At 28.4% G+C, this 23932-nt stretch carries 19 protein-coding genes; 18 read left to right on the top strand and 1 reads right to left on the bottom strand.

Features of this window, described 5'->3' with window-relative positions; all coding sequences use genetic code 11:
• Nucleotides 1-5 precede the first annotated feature (5 nt).
• The 15 genes from miaA to nadC all read left to right on the top strand — a co-directional run bounded on the left by miaA (nt 6) and on the right by nadC (nt 19993).
• On the top strand, nt 6-950 hold the full coding sequence (gene miaA, locus QMG30_RS13120) for a tRNA (adenosine(37)-N6)-dimethylallyltransferase MiaA (RefSeq protein WP_281816046.1): 945 nt from the start codon (nt 6-8) through the stop codon (nt 948-950).
• 251 nt (nt 951-1201) lie between these two features.
• Entirely contained in the window at nt 1202-1429 is a 228-nt protein-coding gene (gene hfq / locus QMG30_RS13115) for an RNA chaperone Hfq (protein ID WP_281816043.1), read from the top strand.
• Nucleotides 1430-1443: 14 nt separating this feature from the next.
• A complete protein-coding gene (locus QMG30_RS13110; RefSeq protein WP_281816040.1) occupies nt 1444-2733 on the top strand; it encodes a methionine gamma-lyase family protein in 1290 nt (429 codons plus the stop codon).
• A gap of 175 nt (nt 2734-2908) precedes the next feature.
• Nucleotides 2909-3856, top strand: coding sequence for an N-acetylmuramoyl-L-alanine amidase family protein (locus tag QMG30_RS13105; protein WP_281816038.1), 948 nt, complete (start codon nt 2909-2911; stop codon nt 3854-3856).
• A gap of 471 nt (nt 3857-4327) precedes the next feature.
• Nucleotides 4328-5311, top strand: a complete 984-nt coding sequence (locus QMG30_RS13100) for an AAA family ATPase (protein WP_281816037.1) — start codon at nt 4328-4330, stop codon at nt 5309-5311.
• A gap of 16 nt (nt 5312-5327) precedes the next feature.
• On the top strand, nt 5328-6194 hold the full coding sequence (locus QMG30_RS13095; RefSeq protein ID WP_281816036.1) for a DUF58 domain-containing protein: 867 nt from the start codon (nt 5328-5330) through the stop codon (nt 6192-6194).
• 41 nt (nt 6195-6235) lie between these two features.
• Nucleotides 6236-8041, top strand: coding sequence for a vWA domain-containing protein (locus tag QMG30_RS13090; RefSeq protein ID WP_281816033.1), 1806 nt, complete (start codon nt 6236-6238; stop codon nt 8039-8041).
• A 10-nt stretch (nt 8042-8051) separates the two neighbouring features.
• Nucleotides 8052-10805, top strand: a complete 2754-nt coding sequence (locus QMG30_RS13085; protein WP_281816031.1) for a VWA domain-containing protein — start codon at nt 8052-8054, stop codon at nt 10803-10805.
• Between the two features lie 11 nt (nt 10806-10816).
• Nucleotides 10817-13156 carry a DUF8725 domain-containing protein gene (locus tag QMG30_RS13080; RefSeq protein ID WP_281816030.1) on the top strand — a complete coding sequence of 780 codons (2340 nt, stop codon included), beginning with the start codon at nt 10817-10819 and terminating at the stop codon, nt 13154-13156.
• Complete coding sequence (locus QMG30_RS13075; RefSeq protein ID WP_281816029.1) at nt 13156-14076, top strand: ABC transporter ATP-binding protein; 921 nt, start codon at nt 13156-13158, stop codon at nt 14074-14076. The genes QMG30_RS13080 and QMG30_RS13075 overlap by 1 nt, the downstream gene beginning before the upstream one ends.
• A gap of 34 nt (nt 14077-14110) precedes the next feature.
• Nucleotides 14111-14968: an ABC transporter permease gene (locus QMG30_RS13070; protein WP_281816028.1), complete on the top strand. Its 858-nt coding sequence runs from the start codon at nt 14111-14113 to the stop codon at nt 14966-14968.
• Nucleotides 14961-16442, top strand: coding sequence for a DUF8809 domain-containing protein (locus tag QMG30_RS13065; protein ID WP_281816026.1), 1482 nt, complete (start codon nt 14961-14963; stop codon nt 16440-16442). Before QMG30_RS13070 ends, QMG30_RS13065 begins: the two co-directional genes overlap by 8 nt.
• A gap of 152 nt (nt 16443-16594) precedes the next feature.
• On the top strand, nt 16595-17500 hold the full coding sequence (gene nadA / locus QMG30_RS13060) for a quinolinate synthase NadA (RefSeq protein WP_281816025.1): 906 nt from the start codon (nt 16595-16597) through the stop codon (nt 17498-17500).
• A gap of 18 nt (nt 17501-17518) precedes the next feature.
• Nucleotides 17519-19048 (top strand): L-aspartate oxidase, encoded by a 1530-nt coding sequence (locus tag QMG30_RS13055; protein WP_281816022.1) that lies wholly within the window; start codon nt 17519-17521, stop codon nt 19046-19048.
• A gap of 111 nt (nt 19049-19159) precedes the next feature.
• On the top strand, nt 19160-19993 hold the full coding sequence (nadC, locus tag QMG30_RS13050; protein WP_330680739.1) for a carboxylating nicotinate-nucleotide diphosphorylase: 834 nt from the start codon (nt 19160-19162) through the stop codon (nt 19991-19993).
• 142 nt (nt 19994-20135) lie between these two features.
• Here the strand turns inward: nadC and QMG30_RS13045 are convergent, their stop codons facing one another.
• Entirely contained in the window at nt 20136-20723 is a 588-nt protein-coding gene (locus QMG30_RS13045; protein ID WP_281816021.1) for a hypothetical protein, read from the bottom strand.
• 469 nt (nt 20724-21192) lie between these two features.
• Between QMG30_RS13045 and QMG30_RS13040 the strand changes: the two genes are divergently transcribed.
• The 3 genes from QMG30_RS13040 (at nt 21193) to QMG30_RS13030 (ending at nt 23918) form a co-directional block, all read left to right on the top strand.
• Entirely contained in the window at nt 21193-21909 is a 717-nt protein-coding gene (locus QMG30_RS13040) for a hypothetical protein (protein ID WP_281816020.1), read from the top strand.
• A gap of 285 nt (nt 21910-22194) precedes the next feature.
• Complete coding sequence (locus QMG30_RS13035) at nt 22195-23085, top strand: carbohydrate ABC transporter permease (RefSeq protein ID WP_281816018.1); 891 nt, start codon at nt 22195-22197, stop codon at nt 23083-23085.
• Nucleotides 23082-23918 carry a carbohydrate ABC transporter permease gene (locus QMG30_RS13030; RefSeq protein WP_281816017.1) on the top strand — a complete coding sequence of 279 codons (837 nt, stop codon included), beginning with the start codon at nt 23082-23084 and terminating at the stop codon, nt 23916-23918. The genes QMG30_RS13035 and QMG30_RS13030 overlap by 4 nt, the downstream gene beginning before the upstream one ends.
• Nucleotides 23919-23932: the final 14 nt, after the last annotated feature.

The raw sequence follows: 23932 nt of genomic DNA, 5'->3' as shown, positions 1-23932 counted from the left end.
ATATATTGAAAAAACCTTTGATTGTTATAGCTGGACCTACAGCTGTTGGAAAGACTGATTTATCGGTTAAGCTGGCAAAGAATATAAATGGTGAAATTATATCTGCTGATTCTATGCAAGTCTATAAACATATGGATATTGGAACAGCAAAAGTTACCCAAGAAGAAACTTCAGGAATTAGACATCATTTAATAGATATATTGGATCCTAATGAAGAATTTAATATAAATATTTTTCAGAATCTCGCCAAAGAATCTATCAATAAGATTGTAGATATCAATAGGATACCTATTATGGTAGGTGGTACTGGATTTTATATTCAATCAGTTTTATATGATATTGATTTTGATAATACATGTAAGGATGATTCATATAGGAATCAGTTACAAGAAGAGGCTTTACGATTAGGTAATGAACATGTACACAACATGTTAAAGGAAATTGATTCTGTATCGTATAATAAGATTCATCCTAATAATCTAAAAAGAGTAATTAGAGCTCTAGAATATTATAGAGAAACGGGCAAGCCCATTTCTGTTCATAATGAAAGAGAATCACAAAAAGAATCTGATTACAACTTGGCATTTTATGTATTAAATATGGACAGAAAATTATTATACGAAAGAATAGACAAAAGAGTAGACATAATGATAGAACAAGGTTTGGTAAATGAAGTTGAAAAACTTAAAGATATGGGGTATACAAAAGATCTAGTCTCTATGAAAGGATTAGGATATAAGGAGATTTACGGTTTCCTAGATGGTGAATATGACTTAGATAGAGCTATCTATATATTAAAAAGAGATACAAGACATTTTGCAAAACGCCAAATTACCTGGTTCAAAAGAGAAAAGAATGTTAGATGGATAAATGTTGACGAATATAATTTTAATAAAGAATTAATTTTAAATAAAATGTTAAAAGATATTGAAGAATTAGGAATTATATAATACAATAGTAATGAGGTTAAAAATTATACAAAAGAAATTAAATTATATAAATTTATTATTCTTATTAGAACCAATAAGCTATGCTTTGTTAAGATTTTATAAATAGATAGAAATCTTAATATCCTACTTAGAGTAAATGTCCTATACATGTGGAGTATCTTAAGGTCAGTACAAGTAGATCTTTATATGTTTAAGGAAGTAATATTAAATTAATATATAATTTAAAATAATATACTAATGGGGGCGAGTTAATGAGTAAACCAATTAATCTACAAGATTTATTTTTAAATCAAGTAAGAAAAGACAAGACAATCGTAGTGGTATATTTAACAAATGGATTTCAACTTAAAGGATATGTAAAAGGATTTGATAATTTTATAGTAATTCTTGAAACAGAAGGTAAACAACAAATGATATATAAACATGCTATATCAACTGTTATTCCTTCAAGAGAAGTATCCTTATCTATTGAAGAATAAAGAGGTATAGATAAATGACTAATTTTTTACAAAAGATGTATCAAAAGCAAAACATCTCAGAAGAGGTTTATAACTTTTGTCAAGAAATAGAAAATGGTTTGATTGATAGATTTAAAGATGTTGATGAAATTGCAGAGTATAATCAACTAAAAGTGCTCTCAGCAATGAGAGAAAATAGAGTTAGTGATGTACATTTTGCTGCAACAACCGGATATGGTTATAATGATCTTGGGAGAGATACGTTGGAAAGTGTGTATGCTTCTGTATTTAATGCAGAAGCTGCTTTAGTGCGTCCACAATTAATATCTGGAACTCATGCACTTACAGTTGCTTTAGCAGCGAATTTAAGACCTGGCGATGAAATATTATCACCAGTAGGTAAAGTATATGATACTTTAGAAGAGGTTATAGGTATTAGAGAAACCAGAGGTTCACTAAGTGAATATGATATTACTTATAATCAAGTAGATATGATAGAGAATAAGAGCATTGATTTTGATGGGATTAGAAACGCTATTAATGATAGAACGAAACTTGTTACTATCCAAAGATCAAAAGGTTACGATACAAGACCTACGCTATCTGTTAATCAGATAGGAGAAATCATCTCATGCGTTAAAGGTGTAAGAAGTGACATAATATGTATGGTTGATAATTGTTATGGAGAATTTGTGGAAAAAATAGAACCTACAGACTTAGGGGCAGATATGATAGTAGGCTCGTTAATTAAGAATCCAGGTGGTGGACTTGCACCAATTGGCGGATATATTGTTGGTAAAGAAGAGTATATAGAAAATTGTGCAGTTAGATTGACAGCTCCTGGATTAGGAAAAGAAATAGGTGCTACCCTTGGACTTAATCAACAATTTTTTCAAGGATTATTCATGTCACCACAAATTGTAGCAGGTGCTTTAAAAGGAGCTATATTTGCTGCTAATGTTTTTCAGAAGTTAGGTTATGAGGTAATACCTGATAAAGATGAAAGTAGACATGATATCATACAAGCTATTAATCTGGGATCACCTGAAGCGATAATTGCTTTTTGTCAAGGAATTCAAGCTGCATCTCCAGTAGATAGTTATGTAACACCAGAACCATGGGATATGCCAGGATATGATTCAGAAGTGATTATGGCAGCGGGCGCATTTGTACAAGGTTCATCAATAGAGTTAAGTGCTGATGCACCTATAAAACCCCCGTATACAGTTTTTTTTCAGGGCGGTTTATCATGGCATCATGCAAAATTCGGTATTATGACAGCTTTACAAAGAATGATAGACAATAAAAGTGTTACAATAGAATGATAATGAGTAATAACTTTTCGATTATTTAAATATAGGTTATAATTGCTAATGTTGGCAATGTTTTATTATATTGAAGTAATTGAAAAGTTTTTTAGAATACATTATATGACATTGGGACGTTTCGTTTGACACTTTATGACATATTAAGTGAAAATAATTTAATAGGATGAAAGCGATGGTAAAAAAAATAGATAATAATGTTAAGATTAATAATGTTAAATTAATCATTAATGGAAATAAAACAGTTGAAGAGATTGCTGATAAACTTGAAGTAAGTACTAAAGCTGTTAGGCATTGGGAAAAAGTTTATATAGCAAATCGTAAGAAGAAAAGAAATAGAGTAATTGCAGGTATCATATTATTACTAGTCATATGTATACCAATTTTGCTTTTTACTATATTACATAAAAAAGCTAAGAAGGTTGATGAAACAGTAGTACCAGAAGTAACTAATCAAGAAAATGAAAGTGAAAATATCAATAAAGATAAAAACCCAATATATAGTGGAGTAGGAACAGTTTTTATTGATCCTGGACATGGCTTCTCTGATTGTGGAACAGCATCCCCTAAAGAATTTGGTTTGGATGTTACGGAAAGTAAGGTTGTCTTAGATGTTTCCAATAGAGTAGTTGAGATATTAAAGGCTAATGATTATAATGTAGTTACATCAAGAACAGAAAATTATAATGAAATACAAGAAGATAAAATATATAAAGTTAAGTTAGAGGAAAGAGTAAAAAAAGCTAATGAAAGTAATGCTGATGTTTTTGTATCTTTACACATTAATGCATTTGAAGAATCCAGTAGTACCAATGGATATGATATATATTATTGTGATAAAGGAGAAGAATATAATACTACAGCAGATAAATTAGCTAAAATGATATCTACTAAATTTACAGAGAAAACGGGAATTGAGAAAATTAAAATACGTGAACAGAAGACAAGGGCATATTATGTAATTAGAAAGACTACTATGACATCAGTCTTATTTGAAATGGGATATGCTACTAATTTAGAAGATGCTAAGAGATTAACTGATGCAGATTTCTTAGAAAATTTAGCTCAATCTGTGGCAGAAGGTATAATGGAATTCTTGACAGAGCTACATCCAAAAGAATAAAGTATATTTAATAAAAAAACATTATCAAATGTTAAAAATAATACTAAAAAGTGATAATCGAATATTAAGCAAGGTTGGCTAGAAAAATAGTTAACCTTGTTATTTTAATAATTAAATTTTTCTTAGTATATTGTATTAATTATTAGTTCAAAATTTTACTCTGAATTTAAAAAAGGAATAATATATTGTGATTTTTTCAGTTTTCTAATATGAAAAAGAGTATAATATATATTAATAAGTTCAATTTAGTAATAAAAAGTTAATTGTTTTTTAATCATTTTTATGTATAATTTTAATGCTAATCATGTAGAATTTAAGATGGTTAGTTATAATTTAGTTTAAAGTAATTATCTTATTGAAAAAATATTAGATGAATCTCAATATGATAATACATACATTGAAAAAAGGTTATGTTTGACTATACGCTAATATAAAGTTACAAAATAAAATTTTGGGAAAGTAGGTATGATAATGGAAATTACTGAGAGTACCATAAAAGACTGTAAACTCAAGGTAAATAAAGTTGAAAAAGAAATTGCCAAAGGAATTGTTGGACAAGAAGATGTTATAAGACAAGTTCTTCTAGGAATTTTGACAGGTGGAAATATATTACTCGAAGGAGTACCTGGTCTTGGAAAGACTCAGCTTGTTAAAACACTTGCTAAAGTTATGAATCTATCTTTTTCAAGAATACAATTTACCCCGGATTTAATGCCGGCTGATGTTGTTGGAACTAATATGTATGTAGAAGATAATCATGGTAAAGGGTATTTTGAATACCAGCAAGGTCCTGTATTTGCTAATTTGTTATTAGCTGATGAGATTAATAGGGCTACGCCTAAGACTCAATCATCCATGTTGGAAGCGATGCAGGAAATGACAGTAACTGTTGGGAAAAATACATATAAGTTACCTCAGCCGTTTATGGTACTAGCGACTCAGAATCCAATAGAAATGGAAGGAACTTATCCATTGCCTGAAGCTCAATTAGATAGATTCATGTTCAAAGTTATGGTTGAATTTCCTAATCTGGATGAACTATCTAAGATTATGGATTTAACTGTAGATGGGAATTATAGTGAACCTTCCAAAATAATATCTGGAAATGATATACTTGATATAAGAAATATCATTAACAAAGTTCCTATAGCTAAATATGTTAAAGAGTATGCTCTAAAACTAGTTGTTGCAACTCATGGTGAATTACCTAATGCATCTGAGATTACTAAAAAGTATCTCAAATATGGAGCTAGTCCACGTGCAGCACAAGCGATACTGAAATCGGCGAAAGCTAATGCTTTACTTGAAGGCAGGTATAATGTTTCTTTTGATGATATTAAGTATGTCGCTCTTATTTGTCTAAGGCATAGAATATTTTTGAACTTTGAAGCTATTAGTGATGGGATTAATGAAGACGAATTCATAAGAATGTTATTGAATGAAATAAAAGTCTAGGAAGTAGAGGTTTATTATGAATGAACAAATTTTTACATCCGATTTTATGAGTAAATTAGAAAAGTTATCAGTATGTATTAAAAATACAGCGGCATATGGATCTGCTGGAAGCAGGAAGTCAAAAGCTAAGGGGATGTCAGTTGAATTTTCAGATTATCGTAAATATGTTCCTTCAGATGATTTCAGAAGAATTGACTGGAATGCTTATGGAAAATTCAAGAAGTTATATATAAAATTGTTTATGGAAGAAAAAGAAGCTGTTTTTAACATATTTATAGATAATAGTAAGTCAATGGCTTTTTATAATAAAAATAGAGTAACTTTGCAGTTAGCTGCTGTTTTTTCCTATATAGCACTTAATAATTTAGATAAAGTATTAATAAATCCTCTTGTATCAAATGAAAGCAACATTTTTCTTGGACAAGGTAAAAATTCTTTTATGAAATATATAAATTACTTAGAAAACATAAAATTCGATGCAGAAAAATCTAATTTCGTTAAGTTGAAAAGATCACATTTTAGGGGTAGCGGTATAAGTATAATCTTATCGGATTTATTTACAAATGATGAGTTGGATGATGTAATTAAATTCTTAACTTATAATAAACAGCAAATACTGGTATTGCATATATTATCAGCAGAAGAGATTGCCCCAACTATAGATGGAAGATTTAAATTGGTTGATAGTGAAACTGGACAAGAAAAAAATCTTATCATGACTCCTAACTTACTAAAAAAATACAATGAAAAATTAGAAAAATATAGTAATGATATTAATAACGTTTGTAACAAATACGGTGCATCTTATATAAGAATCAATTCATCAGATACAGTTGAAAAGATTATTCTAGAAGATTTAATCAATACTTTTACAATGTTATAGAATTAATGTTACATGTTGAATAAAAAGGATGTGTAATCAATATGAGGTTTAGTAATCCTTATGCTTTATTGTGGTTGCTTCTTATTCCAATCGTTATACTAATGTATATTTTGAAGCAGAATTTTGAAAGAAAAGAAATTTCCAGTACTTTTTTATGGGATTTGGCTTTAAAAGATGATGAGGTAAGTACACCATGGCAGAAGTTAAAAAAGAATATATTAATGATATTGCAGATAATTGTCGTTATACTCATTACATTATCATTGGCAAATCCTTATTTTTATAAAAAACACGAGACTAATAATGCACAGATTATAGTTATAGATAATAGTGCAAGTATGAATGCCAAGTATAATAAAAATAAGACGAGATTAGATTATGCAAAAGAGGTTGCAAATAAAAAGATAAACGGATTAATAGATGGAACATCAATTACAATAATTACTGTAGGAAGCGAAGTAAATATAGATGTTTCAAATGCTGTTGACAGAGATGTTATAAAAAAATCAATTAATAATATAAAACCAACATATGGTTCTAAAAAAATTAATGATAATATGGATTTTATATATTCTATAGCAGATAGCTATGAGGATTATGAATTATCTATTGTAACAGATGAAATCATTGAAAATGGGAATACAGATAATTATTTAGTCAACTCCATTGGCTCTAATGTGAGTATAGATAGCTTAGCAACTTTTCTTACAGTAAATAATTATGAAATTCTAGCAAAAATAACTAATAGATATGAAACTCCTGTTAACGTACATCTAGATATTTTTGATGAAAATGATTCCTTATTAAAAGGTAAGGAAATACAATTGCAGGGTAATGAAAGTAAGAATATTCTATTTGATAATGTTGTGTGTGAAGGTTCATATATATATGGAGAAATAAAAGAGAAAGATTTAATAAAAGAAGATAATATAAGATTCAGTACCTTAAAAGAAAACAATACCAAAAAAATATTATTGGTATCAGAAGAAAACATTTTCATGGAAAAAGCTGTTTTAGCATCTAATAAATATGAATTATTCAAATCTAAAAATAGAGATGTCTCTAGTGAAAAATATGATTTATATATTTTCGACAGCATTATTCCTAATGAATTACCGAAAGACGGTAGTTTCATATTTATTAATATTCCAGAGATTGATGGATTATATGATACAGAGTTTAACGATAACAGTAGAATGGTAGATTTTGTTGAAAATGATATAACTAAACATGTGATTAATGAAAAATTCATTGTTTCAACATATAATAAGATAAATATTAAAGACTATATGCAATCTATAGCTGATGCTGGTGATGACAGTGTTATAGCAATGGGAAATAAAAATGGTATAAAATTCGGTATTGTTTCTTTTGATATACATAATAGTGATTTACCACTTAATGTTAGTTTCCCTATTCTTATGGATAGTTTATTAACTAATATATTAGGAAACTCTATTCAATTATTGGATGATTATAATGCTAATGAAAGCATATCCTTCGAGCCATTAAGTACCACGGAAAAAGCATTATTAATAGATCCTACTAATTATAAAGACAAAATAAATGTAGAGTATCCTATAACTTATTATGATAATACTAATAAGTTGGGTGTTTATCAATTAATACAAGAAAACAAAGATAAGGAACAAAAAATAGATTATATAACTATTAATTATGATACCGATTCAGAATCAACTATTAATAGTTATTCAAATGAGTTTGTAAATAGTGTTGATCATAAATCAATTATAAATAATAATAAGAAAACAGATTATATATTCTTATTTATCATTCTTGCTATTGTTGTAATTCTTTATGAATGGAAAAAATACATTATTGGCTAGAGGTGTAATTATGAGATTGGAATTTGGAAGGATATGGGTCTTGATACTATATCCGTTGATAGTTTTTTTGATATTAATGATATCAAAAAAATATTATAACAATAAATTAAAGAAGAATTTAATTACAGTTATAAGATGTATTGTAATGCTGTTTTTAATATTAGCTTTAGCAGATATATCTATCGTCAGAACATCAAAAGAAACGTCTACTATCTTTTTATCAGATGTGTCAGAGAGTATGTACAAGAATAAAGAAAGTATAAAGGATTTTATTAGGAATGCTGTTAAAGATAAAGAAAAAGATGATAGTGTTGCTTCTGTAGTATTTGGGGAAAATTCAACACTAGATGTTAACTTGACTAAAGATTTTACATCTGATGTATTAGTGACAGATGTAAATGGATCATACACAGATATAGAACAAGGTATATTGAAAAGTATGGCATTGATGCCTAGAGAAAAGAATAAAAGGATAGTTATACTAACAGATGGAAAAGCGAATAAAGGAAACTTAAATAAACTTGTTCAATCAATAAAAGATCAAAATATCGAGATAAAAGTTAAAAATATAGATTCTACTGTTACGAACGAAGTGTATGTAGATAATTTTCATATACCTCAAAAAGTCAATTTAGGTGAACAATTCCAGATTAACATGAATATATTCTCTACAGTTGAAACTAATAGTAAAATAACTGTTATAGCAGATGGGGAAAAGGTAATTACAGATGATGTAATGTTAAGGAAAGGTTCCAACAATTATGTAATGAATGATATAGCTAAGAAAATGGGATTCGTTGATTATGAATTATTGATTGAACCTGATATTGATGAACTTACAGTAAATAACACATATTCTGCATTTACATTTGTTCAGAGTACCCCTAAAATACTTATATTGAATGATGATGAAAAAGATGCTCTACAGATTGTGAAGATAGCTGAGAGTATAGGACTTGGCCATGATACACTTAATAGTGTACAGGCACCAATAAACTTGGAAAATATGTTAAAATATAAGAGTATCATCATGTGTAATGTATCTGCTGATAATTTGAGTGATGCTTTTTTAGATAATATACCAAGTTATGTTAAGAACTTTGGTGGAGGATTAGTAACTATTGGCGGGGAAAGCTCTTATGCTTTAGGTGGATACTATAAAACACCATTGGAAACTGTATTACCAGTTAATATGGATATGAGTGGAATAAAAAATAAACCTAAGATGGCTATGATGCTAGTTATTGACAAATCAGGAAGTATGTCTGGTAATAATCTAAGGCTTGCAAAAGAAGCTGCAATAAGAACGGTAGAAGTGCTGGAAGATGATGATCAAATAGGGGTTATTGCATTTGATGATACACCTACTAATGTCGTTGATATACAAACAGTGGACAATAGAAAAAGTATTAATGAAAGTATATTAAATATAAGTGAAGGAGGGGGAACATCTATACTACCTTCTTTACAAGAAGCTTATAATAGATTGATAGAATCGAAAGCAGAAATAAAGCACATTATACTGTTGACTGATGGACAAGCAGAACAAAATGGATATGACTCTTTACTAAGAAATATGAATGATAATAGAATAACGTTGTCAACAGTAGGTGTAGGAACAGGTGCTGATATCAAATTATTATCATATTTAGCTACTGCTGGCAAAGGAAGAAAGTACTTCACTAGAAGTGGTTCAAGTATTCCAAGAATCTTTGCAAAAGAAGCATTTATGGCTTCAAGAACTTATATAAATAATATGACTTTCACTCCTATAATGAATTCTTATCATTCTATTTTAAGTAATATATATGATGAGGGTTTACCACAATTACAAGGTTATGTAGGTACTTCTCCAAAAGATGCGGCAACTGTTATATTGACAAGTCCTGTCAACGACCCTATACTTTCTGTTTGGCAGTATGGACTTGGAAAAACTGCTTCTTGGTGTTCAGATTTATCAGGTGAATGGAGTGCTTCATATAATGCTTGGGATAAAAATAATGTGTTTTGGCAGAATATAATCAATTACACAATAGAGAATTATTCAGAGGATGCAATAGAGATAAACAGTTCGTATGATAATGGAAAAGTTGAAATCACTCTTAATTCTGATGTGAATGACTCTTTACTTGATACAGTAGTACAATTGAAATCACCTTCAAATGAATTATTAACCGTTAATTTGGAACCTGTGAGAAAAGGAGTATATCAAGGAACTTTTGAGCCAGAAGAAATAGGTTCATATATGATAAAAGGAGTTCAGAGGCATGAAGATGAAATAGTGGCTACGGGTTTAGGTGGTATTAATATACCTTATTCGGAAGAATATAAGATAACTACAAATAAATCTTTCAATACATTTGTAGAAAAGGTTGGAGGTAGATATATACAAGATTCTAGAGAGGTATTTACTGATATTGATAATAAAGTTAAAACTAGTAGGAAGATAACTAATGGGTTATTGATAGTTGCACTTATTATGTGGTTGATTGATATAGCTTTTAGAAGATTTAATATTGTATCTAAATTGCAAAAAATAGTATTACCTTTAACAAACCTATCAAGTAGATTAAGGAAGGGAATAGATAGTAAAAATAAAAAGGTTGTTAATAAGATTAATGAGAACAAAAATGAAACCATTATTATAGAAAAAGATATTAAAAAAGATAAGATTAATAAGAAACCTCTTAAGAAAAATCATGACAAAAAATCAAACTTAATTGATACTTCAGAATTACTTGGAAATACCAAAAGGAAAAGATAAGGGAGAATAAAATGAAGAGGATAATAAGATTAATAATATGTACATTTATAGTTTTTCTATTTACTGAAATTGGGATTAGTGTTCATGCTTCGAATAATGATAATTTTAAAATTGATGTGAATTATGGATATGATAACTATTATAAAGTTTATAAAGATATGCCTGTTAATATTAATATAGTTAATGATATAGATGATTTTGATGGGATTGTGAAAATAAGATATCATGTCAATAGTGAAAATGATGGGATGTTATCACAGAAAGTGACTTGTGAAAAAGGTAATGCTAAAGATATTAAATTCATAATACCAAGAGTCAATGAAAATTTAGCAATTATAAGAGTCATACTTGAAGAGAAGGAAAAAGTTATTTATGAGAAAAAGTTCACACTACCTTTCAATCAAGGAATAGAATCTAATCTGATGTTAGGAGTATTGGATGAGGATTATGATGATTTGAATTATTTTAATTCTGATATTTGTACAAAAGTTAACCTAAATGAGAATAATTTTCCGGAGGATGTTTTTGCTAGTAAAATATTAGATGTTATAATAATCAATAATTATAATTTATCAAAGTTAAATGAAAAACAAATAGAGGTTCTGAAAGAATGGGTAATAGATGGTGGACACTTAATAATAGGGTCAGGAGTGAATTACACGAAGACAATACCTATAATTGAAGACTTTATAGGTATAGATTCAATAAATGAGCTTATTGAAGCAGATAATAAGATATTATATGACGTTGTTAATGAACAGTCAGATGAAAATGTTATAAATAACACACCACTCAGTATAATTGAATTTGATAGTAGTACGTTAAAGGAGGTTGTTTCTAATGGTGAGTATGGACTAGCATATAATGTGAAAAAAGGAAAAGGAAATATTGATTTATATACTTTTGATTTAGGTATGGAACCAATGAAATCATTTACATATAATAATGAATTTATGAATTTATATTTATTACCAAAATTTATGGATAAGCAAATCAGAGTATCTAATGAATCTACACCATATAATAGAGCTACTGATTTTTTAGAGATAATGACACAAATTAAATATCCAGCAATATGGAAAATAATTACAATTATTGTTATATACATTTTAATATTAGGTCCTATTTTATATATATTTCTTAAGAAAAGAGGCAAAAGACAATATATGTGGGTATTCATACCGGTTATATCCATACTATTTGTAGCAATAATGTATGTGACTGGAATAAATACTAGAATAAAAGAACCCGTATCACAATTCATTAATATTCTGAACTTTTCAGAGGATGGAGGTTCGAAAGATAGTTTTGGAACTGTCTTAAATACAAATATGTCAAAGTTAAGGGTGAAATCAGAAGATGGCCTATCTATGATACCTATAATAGAGAGGAATAATCATTTTTATAGTACATCAGATGATATTCAGTATAGGGATTTCCCTATTTATTATAATTTGGAACTAGGACTTGATTCAACCATTGAATATTATAAATCAAATGTATTGAGCAATAATAGCTTTAAAATTGAAACACCTGAAAGTGTTCCGCAAGTTAATCTTATTGATTTGCAATTAACTGCTGATGGACGTGAATTAACTGGTACAGTAACCAATAATTATGATTTCGATTTTAAAAATTGTATAGTGTATTTTAATAATATGATTTATACTATAGATAATTTAAATGAAAGTGAAGTAAAGAATGTAGGAAAACCAATTCCAAAAAGTTATGATTCACTATGGAGATATGCTTGGGAAATATCACGTGGTATATCAGATTCAGTGGAAGCAAAGAAAGATATGTACCAAAACGCTGAGATGTTAGATTATATAAGGTATATATATGAAAGCATTAATAGTGATGAAGTTTTGTTTGTTGGTTTTACAGATGAAACTTTTGCGAAAGGTTTTCAAGTTAATAATAGAAAAATAGATAATAAGGAAAAAACAATGATAACTTCATTAGCTACAGTTAATTACATAAAAGGTTCTACAGTATTGTTAGATTATGGAATGGTTAAACCTCTAGTAAATGGAGTTATAAGCGAAGAGATTGCTTATGCAAATGATAAAGAATTCAGTTTTACATATCAGATGCCTACAGAAACTATGGATATGACCCTTGTAAAGATTAGACGAAATCCTATATATAGTGAGAAATTCGATAAGGGCAAATATTATCTAATTGCTAATGATGAATCTTATATAGAAATGACAGATTCTATAACCATCAATAAAGAGAATATTGATAAATATATCAGTAATGATGGAGAATTAAGGATGGTTGTTATTATGGATGATCGTGGAGATTTTGACGTTCCTGAAATATATGTAGAAGGGATTGGAAAATAATGTTGGAGATAAGAGGATTAACCAAAAATTATAGGAAATTTACTGCCTTGAAAGGTATCAATTTAAATGTTGAAAAAGGTGAAATATTTGGATTTATAGGACCTAACGGTGCAGGTAAAACTACAACTATAAAAATAATGTGTGGATTGCTTAGTCCAACTAACGGTGAAGTCTATATTAATGGTATTAACGCATTGAAAAACATTAGGAGAGCTAAAGAATACATAGGTTATATGCCAGATTTTTTTGGAGTATATGATAATCTAAAAGTAACAGAATATCTAGAATTTTATTCCTCTATCTATGGAATAAAAGGTGATGAAAGTAAAAAACTGATAAATGATTTACTTGAACTTGTGAATCTTGAAGAGAAAGCGGATTTTTTTGTTGATAGTCTATCAAGAGGTATGAAACAGAAGCTTTGCTTAGCTAGATGTCTAGTTAATAATCCTGAATTATTAGTTTTAGATGAACCAGCTTCAGGTATGGATCCAAGAGCAAGAGCTGATCTGAAGAGGATATTATGTACATTAAGAGACATGGGCAAAACCGTTATCATCAGTTCACACATACTAACGGAATTATCAGAGATATGTACATCTATAGGAATTATCAATAAAGGAGAAATGGTTATTAGTGGTAATGTAGAAGACGTTACCAATAAAGTGTATAATAACCAAATATTAGAGATTGAAGTTACAGATTCTCCAGATAAAGCAGAAACGGTTCTAAAAGAAATGGATTTCGTTCAGGAAATCAATCCATTAGGAAATAAATTAGAAGTTTCCATTAATGGAGATAATGAGCAGATAAAAACATTATTAAAAATATTGATTATAAAAGATGTACCAGTCATTACACTAAATAAGAAGACACAAAATCTTGAAGATATATTCTTGGAAGTAACTAAAGAGGCATAAGTTATTATTAATATCTAGGAAAGGGTATGGAATTATGAAATCAATTATATTAAAAGAATCTAAGATCAGGATGAGAAGTTGGAAAACCGTAGCTATGATAGTAACTTACGTTTCATTGTTGGCATTTGGAGTTATTGTTATGTTAAGTGGTTCTATATATGATGTTTATAATTCAGACTTGAGTGGTAATTATATGAATATATATATGACAATAACTATTATTCAAGTGTTGATGATATCATTTATAGTACCTATCATAGCATCTGGTTCAATATCTCTGGAAAGAGAGAAACAGACACTAGATATACTTCTTAGTACCAATCTAAGACCTATTTCTATTGTTATGGGTAAGCTGATGACAACTATAAGTGTTGTTTTATTATTAATCGTTGCCTCATTACCAGTATTTTCATTTGTTCTTTTATTCGGAGGATTAAATATATCATCTATATTTAACATGCTATTGTTTTACATTATAATTTCTTTGTTTTTTGGTTCATTAGGAGTATTTTTTTCATGTTTATTCAAAAAGACTATAACATCAATTGTACTCACATTTTTAGTTATGCTCTTTTTAACTATTGGAACAATCATACTACCATTAATATATACAGAGCTAACAGGTAACTATTCAATTATTGAAGATAATATATTTATATTGTTTTATATTAACCCAGCAATAACTTTTTGGGTAGTACTATTAAATCAATTTGATATGTTAAATGAACTTGCCCATTTTCTTGGAGGTTCAAAATTTACGAATAACTTCGTGTTAATAAGTTCAAGTTTATTTTTGATAATGTCTGGAATTTTGATTTTTGCTTCAGCACATATTTTGAACCCTATTAAGAAAAAGCATGGTAAAGAGATAAAAGAGGTTAGTCATGAATGATATTAATAAAAACATATATAGTATTATTAATAAAGTTAAATTAAAAATAATCATAAAAAAATTATTAACATATATTTTGATATGCTTTACTTTTGGTACTATGATATGCATTGTATTATCAATAATATCACATATTATGCCAATTACATTTATATATATTAAGTTTATGTATATCTTACTATGCAGCTTATTGGTAGGGGTAATATGTACATTTCTTAGTAGACCAGATAGTATGTATACTGCTAAGATTATTGATAGCAACGGTTTAAAGGAAAGAACAGTTACTGCTCTTGAATTAATGGAAAGTGATAACCCATATTCAAGAATTGAGATAAAAGATACTTATGATCATTTAAAAATGATTGATTATAAGAAGATAGTATCTTATAGACCAGGTAAAAAAAGATTAATAGTTTTATTGGTAATGTGTGTATCTTTGATAATAATTTCTAGTATACCTAATAAAAATGAAGATATCGTAGCTCAAAAAGAAAAGGTGCACATAATCAAAAAAGAAGAGAATAAAGAAATAAAAAAGATAGAAAAAGAAATAAAAAAAGATGATTACTTGACTCACGATCAAAAAGAAGAGCTTGTCAAAGAGTTAGCAACACTTAATAAGGAAATATCTACTATTAATGATGAAAAGGAATTTACTAAGCAGGCAGAGTCGAATAAAAAAATAATTGAACATAAGAAGAATAAAGCAAAAGAGAGAAATTTTGAAAAATTAGCTAATAAGATGTTACAAAATGATAAACTAAAAAATTTGGCAGAAAACCTTAAAAACAAGGATTTCGATAAAGCGAAAGAAGATATAGAAAAGTTAATAGAAGCAGCTAAAAATATGAGTGATAAAGAATATGAAAATATGGTAGCAGATATATCAGATAAATTAAAAGGTATTGATATTGATAGTCTACAAGATGCATTAGGTGAATTAACTGATGATATGCAATTGACTGCTCAACAATTATCAAATAGTCAATATGAATTAGCAAAAAAAAGTAATAATAATATGATAAGTAATAACAACAATAATACAAATGGACAGAGTACTCCTCAAAATAATAGTCAAGAAAATGGACAGAGCAATCAGGGGAATGGACAGAGTAATGGGCAAGGGAATGGACAAAGCAATGGACAAAGTAATGGACAAGGTGATGGACAAGGTAACGGCCAAGGAAATGGACAAGGAAATGGTGGTGGAAGAGGTAGAGGAAGTGCTAACGGTGACACTAATAACCAGCCTTTAAATGCTTCAACGGAAGATAAATATATTAATGGACAGCAAGGAGAAAAGAATAGTTCGATTGAAATGACAAAAGAAGGTATTTCGATTGATGGAGAAAAAATATCATATGACCAAGTAATCGGAGAATACGAGAATAAAGCATATGAATCAATGAATAGTTCGGATATTCCAAAAGGAATGCAGCAAGTAATAAAAGATTATTTTTCTGGATTGAATTAAAGTTTAAAAAAGTGATGCAAAATGGATATAAATATTTCTTAATATGCTCATATAAGTTTATGCTTATTGCATCTTAAGAAATATTATGTTATATTTATAGGTGACAAGACACATGTAAAGCCACTAACAATTAATTTATAAAAGGTGATGTAATGATAGAAGATATGAAAAGTAAAATATTAAGATTAAAGAAAGAGAAAAAAGCAGTTATTCTTGCTCACAATTATCAAATTGATGAAGTACAGGAAATTGCAGACTACATAGGAGATTCTTTAGCATTATCCAAAATAGCTATGAATGTTAAAGAAGATACTATTGTTTTCTGTGGTGTGAAATTCATGGCAGAAACAGCCAAGATTCTAGCACCTGATAAAAAAGTATTACTACCTGTTGCTGAAGCAGGATGTCCTATGGCGGATATGGTAACTGCCGAGAACTTACGTAAAACAAAAAAAGAATATCCTGAGGCTGTAGTCGTATGTTATGTTAATTCATCAGCAGACGTAAAAGCAGAGAGTGATATTTGTTGTACTTCTGCTAATGCATTAGAAGTCATTAAGAGTATAGATTCTGACAAGATACTTTTTGTACCTGACAGGAATCTAGCTTCATATATTAAAAGCCAAGTAAAAGATAAACAGATAGATATGTGGCAAGGTTTTTGTATAGTACATAACCGAGTGAGTGAAGATAATTTATCATATATTAAAGAAAATTATCCTGTTGCACCGATTCTAGTACATCCTGAGTGTAGACCTGAGATTATTGAACATGCTGATTTTGTTGGAAGTACTAGTGAAATAATCAAGAAGGTTAAAGAATTAAAAGACAAAAAGATTATTATAGGGACAGAAGAAGGAATTCTATATACGCTTAAAAAGCAAAATCCAGATAAAGAATTCATATTATTATCAAATAAATTGGCCTGTGTTAATATGAAAAAAACAACTTTACAAGATGTAAGTAATGCACTAGAGAACGATATTAATAGGATAGAAATAGATGAAACCATTAGAGAAAAAGCATATAATTCTTTAATAAGAATGATTTCATTATAGATTGCAGGTGAAAATGATATGAGAGATTATGTAATACCTTTTGATACGGATAATATACCAAAAGAATATGTAGATGTAGTTATAGTAGGTTGTGGAGTAGCATCTTTATATACAGCTTTGATGTTACCAGATAACTTGAATATAACTATAATAGCTAAAGAAACTTATAAAGAAACCAATTCATACTTGGCACAGGGGGGAGTAGCAGCACCTTGTGATAAAGAGAACGATATGAAAGAATTGTTTTTCAATGATACTCTAACTTGTGGTAGAGGAGAATCAGATGTTGAAGCTGTTAAGATATTGGTTAATGAAGCAGTAGATAATATACTAAATCTAGAGAATCTAGGTGTGAAGTTTGATAAAGACAAGACAGGGAAATATCTTTTGGGAAAAGAAGGGGCACACAGTGTGTCCAGAATCGTAAGAGCGGGTGACTTTACTGGAAAGTCAATAATGGAAGTTCTATACAATCAAGTAGAAAAAAGTAAAAATATTACTATAAGAGAAAATATATTTGTTGTAGATATCTTGACATATAAGAATAAGTGTGTTGGTATTCTTGTACTGGATAATAAAAATATTAAGTCGATTTTATCTAATTACATTATATTAAGTTCGGGTGGTATTGGTAATATATATGAACATACTACTAATGCTAAAGGAATTAATGGAGATGGGATTGCTATGGTTCTCCGTGCAAATGGAGCTGTTAGTAATATGTCTTATATTCAGTTCCATCCTACTGTTTTTTATGATAGTTCCCATAATGGACAGAGCTTTCTTATTTCTGAAGCGGTAAGAGGTGAGGGGGCTATATTATATAATGAAAATGGCGAACGGTTCATGGAAAAAATACATCCAATGAAAGATTTAGCTCCAAGAGATATAGTTTCATCTGCTATCATAGAGCAAATCAAAAAGCAAATTGCACCATGTGTGTATTTAGATATAACCCATTGGGATGAAGAAGCTCTTAGATTACGTTTTCCTACGATATTTGAATTTTGCATGAGCAAAAATATAAATATGGCAGAAGACCTAATACCAGTAGCACCTAGAATGCATTATTTTATGGGTGGAATAAAAGTAGATATCAATGGACAAACATCAATTGATAATCTATATGCTAGTGGAGAATGCTCATGTACAGGTGTTCATGGAAAAAATAGATTAGCTAGTAACTCTCTTTTGGAAGCATTGGTTTTCGGTAGGAGGATAGCTAGAAATATTGAATCTAAGTATGGAAAATCAACTAAAATAGATAAAAATATAAGAATCAAAAATAATGATTCATCATATAAAATACTTCAAGATAGAAGTTCAATCACTAAATGGATGGAACAATATTTTGGTATAGACAGAACTTATTATTCAGTAAAACACTTAGAGACAAAGATTAACAATATATTGAATGATACTATAGAAATTGATTATTGCAGTAGGGATGATATAGAAAAAATTAATGCTGTTATGGTAATAAAAGCTATCATAAATGATGAATTGAATAAGAAATTAAGTAAGAATAATCTAATTAATGCTAACTGAATTTAAAATTTAATACACGGATATATTAGTTGAATTAAGCATTAGATGACACTATCAAATAGCAAAAATATTATTATATTAACATTAACTAATATTAGGAGGAAAGACAATATGCTATTAATGCAAAAAGTTGATAAAATAATTATTGAGGCTTTGGAAGAAGATATGAACAATGGAGATATAACTAGTGATACATTGATTAATGACAATCAAAGAAGCAAAGCTAAACTGATTGCAAAAGAAGATGGAATATTAGCAGGATGTGAGATATTTACTAGGGTTTTTGATTTGGTTGATAGTCATATCAAAATGAATTTATTCTTTAAAGATGGAGATAGTGTAAAAGAACAAGATGTCATTGGTAAACTCTATGGTCCCACTAAAAGTATACTTAAATGTGAAAGAATAGCTCTTAATTTATTACAAAGATTATCAGGAATAGCTACTATGACCAATAATTTTGTAAAAGAGATAGAGGATATGTCTGTAAGAATTGTAGATACAAGAAAAACTACTCCAGGGTTAAGAGTATTAGAAAAATATGCAGTTAGAACAGGTGGAGGCTTCAATCATAGATTTAATTTGTCTGATGCAGTTATGATTAAAGACAATCATATTAAAGCTGTAGGGAGTATTAAAATGGCTATTGAAATTGCAAAAGCTAATATACCACATACCATGAAGATTGAAGTTGAAGTTGAAGATTTAGAGCAATTAAAAGAAGCGCTTGATTCAAAAGCTGACATAATTATGCTTGATAATATGTCTACAGATATGATGAAAGAAGCTGTAATTTTAGCTAAAGGCAAAGCTATAATAGAAGCATCTGGTAATGTGACCAAAGACAGAATAAAAGATATAGCTAAAACTGGTGTAGATATCATATCTATTGGAGCGATTACTCATTCAGTAAAAGCTTTAGATATTAGCTTGAGGTTTTGCTGATTAACACAAATAAAACGTTGTATTTTCTATGAATTCAATAGAATAGACAAATCTAAATAGATATCTATAAGGATACTTTGGAAGATAATTATATTATTTTCCAAAGTTTTTCTTAATAGTAGGAAATATTTTTGAACTTAGATCACTTATATGGTATTTCAACATCTTCAATTTCAATTGTTTCACCATCTAATACTCTAAGATAAATATCTGAAATGGCATTATCATGATAGATATCAGGATATTCGACTATAGTATTATGTAGTGCATCAAAATCACCTTTTCTTCCATGAAAATCCTTTATAAGTAATGAGATTTCATATAAATGGATTGTTATTTTATCAAAATCCAGTAATTCATTTTTGTTATTGAAATATTGATCTTCAAGTATATGAATATAAAGCTGCAAACATAAAATAAAATGGTATATGTATTTATGGGAATCCATGTTTTTAATAAAATCGCTAGCTGAATAAATTCTATAACTATTAAAGATTTCATCATCAATTTGTGTTAAATAATAAATCTGTTGTGCAATATTATTTTGTTTAATGGATCTTATATAATTTGATATTTCATCATATACATAGAAATTACGGCAGAATAAATTTAGCTGACTACGTTCAAGATTCTTTGTTTTGCTTATTGAAGATACTAAAGTAATTATGCATATTATTAAGATTATAAGTGTTATTCTATACTTATTAATAGATTCTATTTTTTTAAACATAATTTCCTCCTAAAAATACAGTATTTTAGCAAATTATTAACTTTTATCGTATCAATATATTATCTTAAATCAATATGTTGGAAGTTCATGTGGTGATAGATAAATTAAAAAATAATATATATATATAATATATAATATATAATACATATCTTAATAAAAGTTTGCAATATATTATTTGAACCGGAATTAAATTCTAGGTAAATCTTATATCTCATTTTACTACTTAAATTTAATGCAGGTAAATAAAGACTTCTAATTAGCTTACCCCATAGAATATTGACGTGGGTAATTTTGAGTGAAAGCGATGTGCCACATGATGTATAAAGTCGAAAAGAGCTAAAAAATCAGAATAATCTAAAATATTATATTGAAAAAAGGGGACAGATACTATATAATTAGATTTATTATTACTGATGGATAAAAGGAGAGTGTGAAATCTCAGAAAAAATAGTTAAAGAGGAGAATAGTTATGAAAAAAATTGGATTATACATAATAGTTGTTGCATCAGTTTTTATCTTCATATTTCTAATCAACAACTCATCAAGTAAAAATTATAATATTGAGGATTATTACAAGATTGATAAGCAATTCGTGGATAATTTTTATGACTATAGTACAGGTTCAATCAATTATGATGAAATTAAACTGAATTATGATGCATATTCGCTACTTGATATATCCATGAATATTGAAATTAAAAATATTAATCTTGACAAACTTATTGATATTAGACCTTTAATGGAGGGACATCTTGAAAAATTGATAGCTGATGGATATTCTGATATGGTTGATTCACTAAAAACCAATCAAGATTATTTTGATTTCATGGAAAAACAGATAATTCCTGACGATCAGTATTATTCTATAATAAACAGACATCCTAAGTTGAAAGCTTACCCGGTTGGAGAATTAACATACTCAGTATATCATTCACTAACAAAACCAGAAGTATCATGGGATTCTACGTTTACACCTGAAGAAAAGCAATACTTCATTGAAAAAAAAATAACTATAGATGATGGCGTTTTTTTATTGCATGCCTTTAAAACCGTTGATAATATAAAAAAAATGTCAGATGTTGAACTTGAGCAAATACTAGTAGATGAATACTTATATAAGCAAAAGATGTGTAAGAAATATTTGGCGCTATACGCGATCAACAAAATATATGATTCTACCGACTAGCATTTGATTTTGAATAGATTTGCTAAATAAATTTAACAGAATTGACAAATCTAAATAGATATCTATAAGGAAACTTTGGAAGATAATTATATTATTCTCCAAAGTTTTTATTTATAGTAGGAAGTATTTTTGGAATTAGATTATTTATATAGTATTTCAACATCTTCAATTTCAATTGTTTCACCATGATAAATATTATAGAAAAGTATACAAAATTAAAGGATTATAACATTTAAATATATTTATAATTTATGTATTATGAATGTATAGAAGGAGGAGGTAACAATGGATAAAAAGTCTCATAAATTTATAAGTGCATTTAGATTAAATAAGAAAACTGCACCGTATTATTTTATGTTGCCTGTTTTACTTATTTTTGCTATTTTCATGGTATATCCAATAATTAATTCATTGATACTTAGTTTTAATAAATTTGAATTTGGGGAATTTCATTTTGTCGGGTTTAATAATTATAAACTATTATTGCACGATCCAATTTTTAAAGCAGCATTGATTAATACGTTCATTTACTTAATCATTCAAGTACCTATAATGATATTTTTCGCACTTCTCTTAGCAAACACATTAAATCAGAATTCACTAAAATGTAAAACTTTTTTCAGAATTTCTATTTTTATGCCTTCAATAACATCACTTGTAGCATATTCTCTAGTATTTATGCTTCTTTTGAATACTGAGTATGGATTGGTTAATTATATATTGAAGCTATTTCATATTCCTGCAGTAGATTGGCTTAATAAGCCTACAAGTGCTAGAATCTCAATCATTATTGCAGTATGCTGGAGATGGACAGGTTATAATATGATTATTCTACTTGCTGGATTGAAACAGATTCCTGCCAATTTATATGAAGCATGTGCTATAGATGGAGCAAACAGATTTCAGACATTCTTCAAGGTAACTATACCAATTCTAAAACCAATAATATTATTTTGTACTATAACTTCCACTATAGGAACATTACAATTATTTGATGAGTCATATATCTTGACACAAGGTGGACCAGATAACGCAACAATCACAATATCTCATTACCTATATAATTCAGGTTTCAAATACGTAAAATTCGGATATGCATCAGCTATAAGTTATGTGTTGGTTATTATTATAGCCATATTATCTTTTATCCAATTTAAGGTGGGTGATGAAAAATGAAGTTGAAAGCAAAGAAGCATTACCCTGTTAAGATTATTAGTTATATATTTCTTATAATCATTACTTTCTTTTCGTTATTCCCATTTTATTTGATGTTCGTTTCAGGAACTAATTCAACATCGGATATATTAGGAATTCCACCAGCATTATGGTTTGGAGAAAATTTGATTGATAATTTTAATAATTTGAATGAGAGAATGTTGATTCTTCGTGTAATATTCAATTCTCTATTTATTACTATTACATATACAGTCCTGACTCTTTTGTTAGCTTCATTATCTGGTTATGCATTAGCAAAATTTGAATTCAAAGGTAAGAAATTATTTTTTACAATTATTATTGTTACCTTGATGATACCATTTCAAGTTTTATTAGTTCCTTTATATAATCTAATGAATGCTATTGGATGGCAGAATTCCTATCAAGCAGTAATAGTCCCATTATTAGCCAATGCTTTTGGAGTATTTCTTATGAGGCAGAATATGCTATCTTTTCCTGATTCCTTAATTGAGGCAGCAAGGATTGATGGATGTAATGAATTTAGTATATTTATGAAAATAGTCATACCTACTATGAAACCAGCATTAGGTGCATTAGCCATATATACATTTATGTCAATGTGGGGTAACTTCATGTGGCCACTTATTATTCTCAATACAAAAGAGATGTATACACTTCCTGTTGCATTAGCTTCTTTAAAAGGTCTTATGAGAATTGATTACGGTATGATTATGTTGGCTGCTACTATTGCCACTATTCCTATAATGATAGTTTTTCTAATCTTTCAAAAGCAATTTATATCAGGAATTATGGGTGGGGCAGTCAAAGAATAGAATAAAAGGAGGAT

Source organism: Vallitalea longa (assembly GCF_027923465.1).
Lineage (GTDB): Bacteria > Bacillota > Clostridia > Lachnospirales > Vallitaleaceae > Vallitalea > Vallitalea longa.
The sequence above is the reverse complement of the archived record's forward strand: the minus strand, read 5'-3'. Positions and strand labels throughout refer to the sequence as shown.

Excerpts from the sequence above, each read along its gene's own strand:
- QMG30_RS13030 (WP_281816017.1), top strand. The coding sequence starts at position 23,082 with ATGAAGTTGAAAGCAAAGAAGCATTACCCTGTTAAGATTATTAGTTAT.
- QMG30_RS13090 (WP_281816033.1), top strand. The coding sequence starts at position 6,236 with ATGAGGTTTAGTAATCCTTATGCTTTATTGTGGTTGCTTCTTATTCCA.
- QMG30_RS13095 (WP_281816036.1), top strand. The coding sequence starts at position 5,328 with ATGAATGAACAAATTTTTACATCCGATTTTATGAGTAAATTAGAAAAG.
- QMG30_RS13080 (WP_281816030.1), top strand. The coding sequence starts at position 10,817 with ATGAAGAGGATAATAAGATTAATAATATGTACATTTATAGTTTTTCTA.
- QMG30_RS13055 (WP_281816022.1), top strand. The coding sequence starts at position 17,519 with ATGAGAGATTATGTAATACCTTTTGATACGGATAATATACCAAAAGAA.
- QMG30_RS13110 (WP_281816040.1), top strand. The coding sequence starts at position 1,444 with ATGACTAATTTTTTACAAAAGATGTATCAAAAGCAAAACATCTCAGAA.
- QMG30_RS13035 (WP_281816018.1), top strand. The coding sequence starts at position 22,195 with ATGGATAAAAAGTCTCATAAATTTATAAGTGCATTTAGATTAAATAAG.
- QMG30_RS13085 (WP_281816031.1), top strand. The coding sequence starts at position 8,052 with ATGAGATTGGAATTTGGAAGGATATGGGTCTTGATACTATATCCGTTG.
- nadA (WP_281816025.1), top strand. The coding sequence starts at position 16,595 with ATGATAGAAGATATGAAAAGTAAAATATTAAGATTAAAGAAAGAGAAA.
- QMG30_RS13040 (WP_281816020.1), top strand. The coding sequence starts at position 21,193 with ATGAAAAAAATTGGATTATACATAATAGTTGTTGCATCAGTTTTTATC.
- QMG30_RS13100 (WP_281816037.1), top strand. The coding sequence starts at position 4,328 with ATGGAAATTACTGAGAGTACCATAAAAGACTGTAAACTCAAGGTAAAT.
- nadC (WP_330680739.1), top strand. The coding sequence starts at position 19,160 with ATGCTATTAATGCAAAAAGTTGATAAAATAATTATTGAGGCTTTGGAA.
- hfq (WP_281816043.1), top strand. The coding sequence starts at position 1,202 with ATGAGTAAACCAATTAATCTACAAGATTTATTTTTAAATCAAGTAAGA.
- QMG30_RS13075 (WP_281816029.1), top strand. The coding sequence starts at position 13,156 with ATGTTGGAGATAAGAGGATTAACCAAAAATTATAGGAAATTTACTGCC.
- QMG30_RS13065 (WP_281816026.1), top strand. The coding sequence starts at position 14,961 with ATGAATGATATTAATAAAAACATATATAGTATTATTAATAAAGTTAAA.
- QMG30_RS13045 (WP_281816021.1), bottom strand. The coding sequence starts at position 20,723 with ATGTTTAAAAAAATAGAATCTATTAATAAGTATAGAATAACACTTATA.
- QMG30_RS13070 (WP_281816028.1), top strand. The coding sequence starts at position 14,111 with ATGAAATCAATTATATTAAAAGAATCTAAGATCAGGATGAGAAGTTGG.
- QMG30_RS13105 (WP_281816038.1), top strand. The coding sequence starts at position 2,909 with ATGGTAAAAAAAATAGATAATAATGTTAAGATTAATAATGTTAAATTA.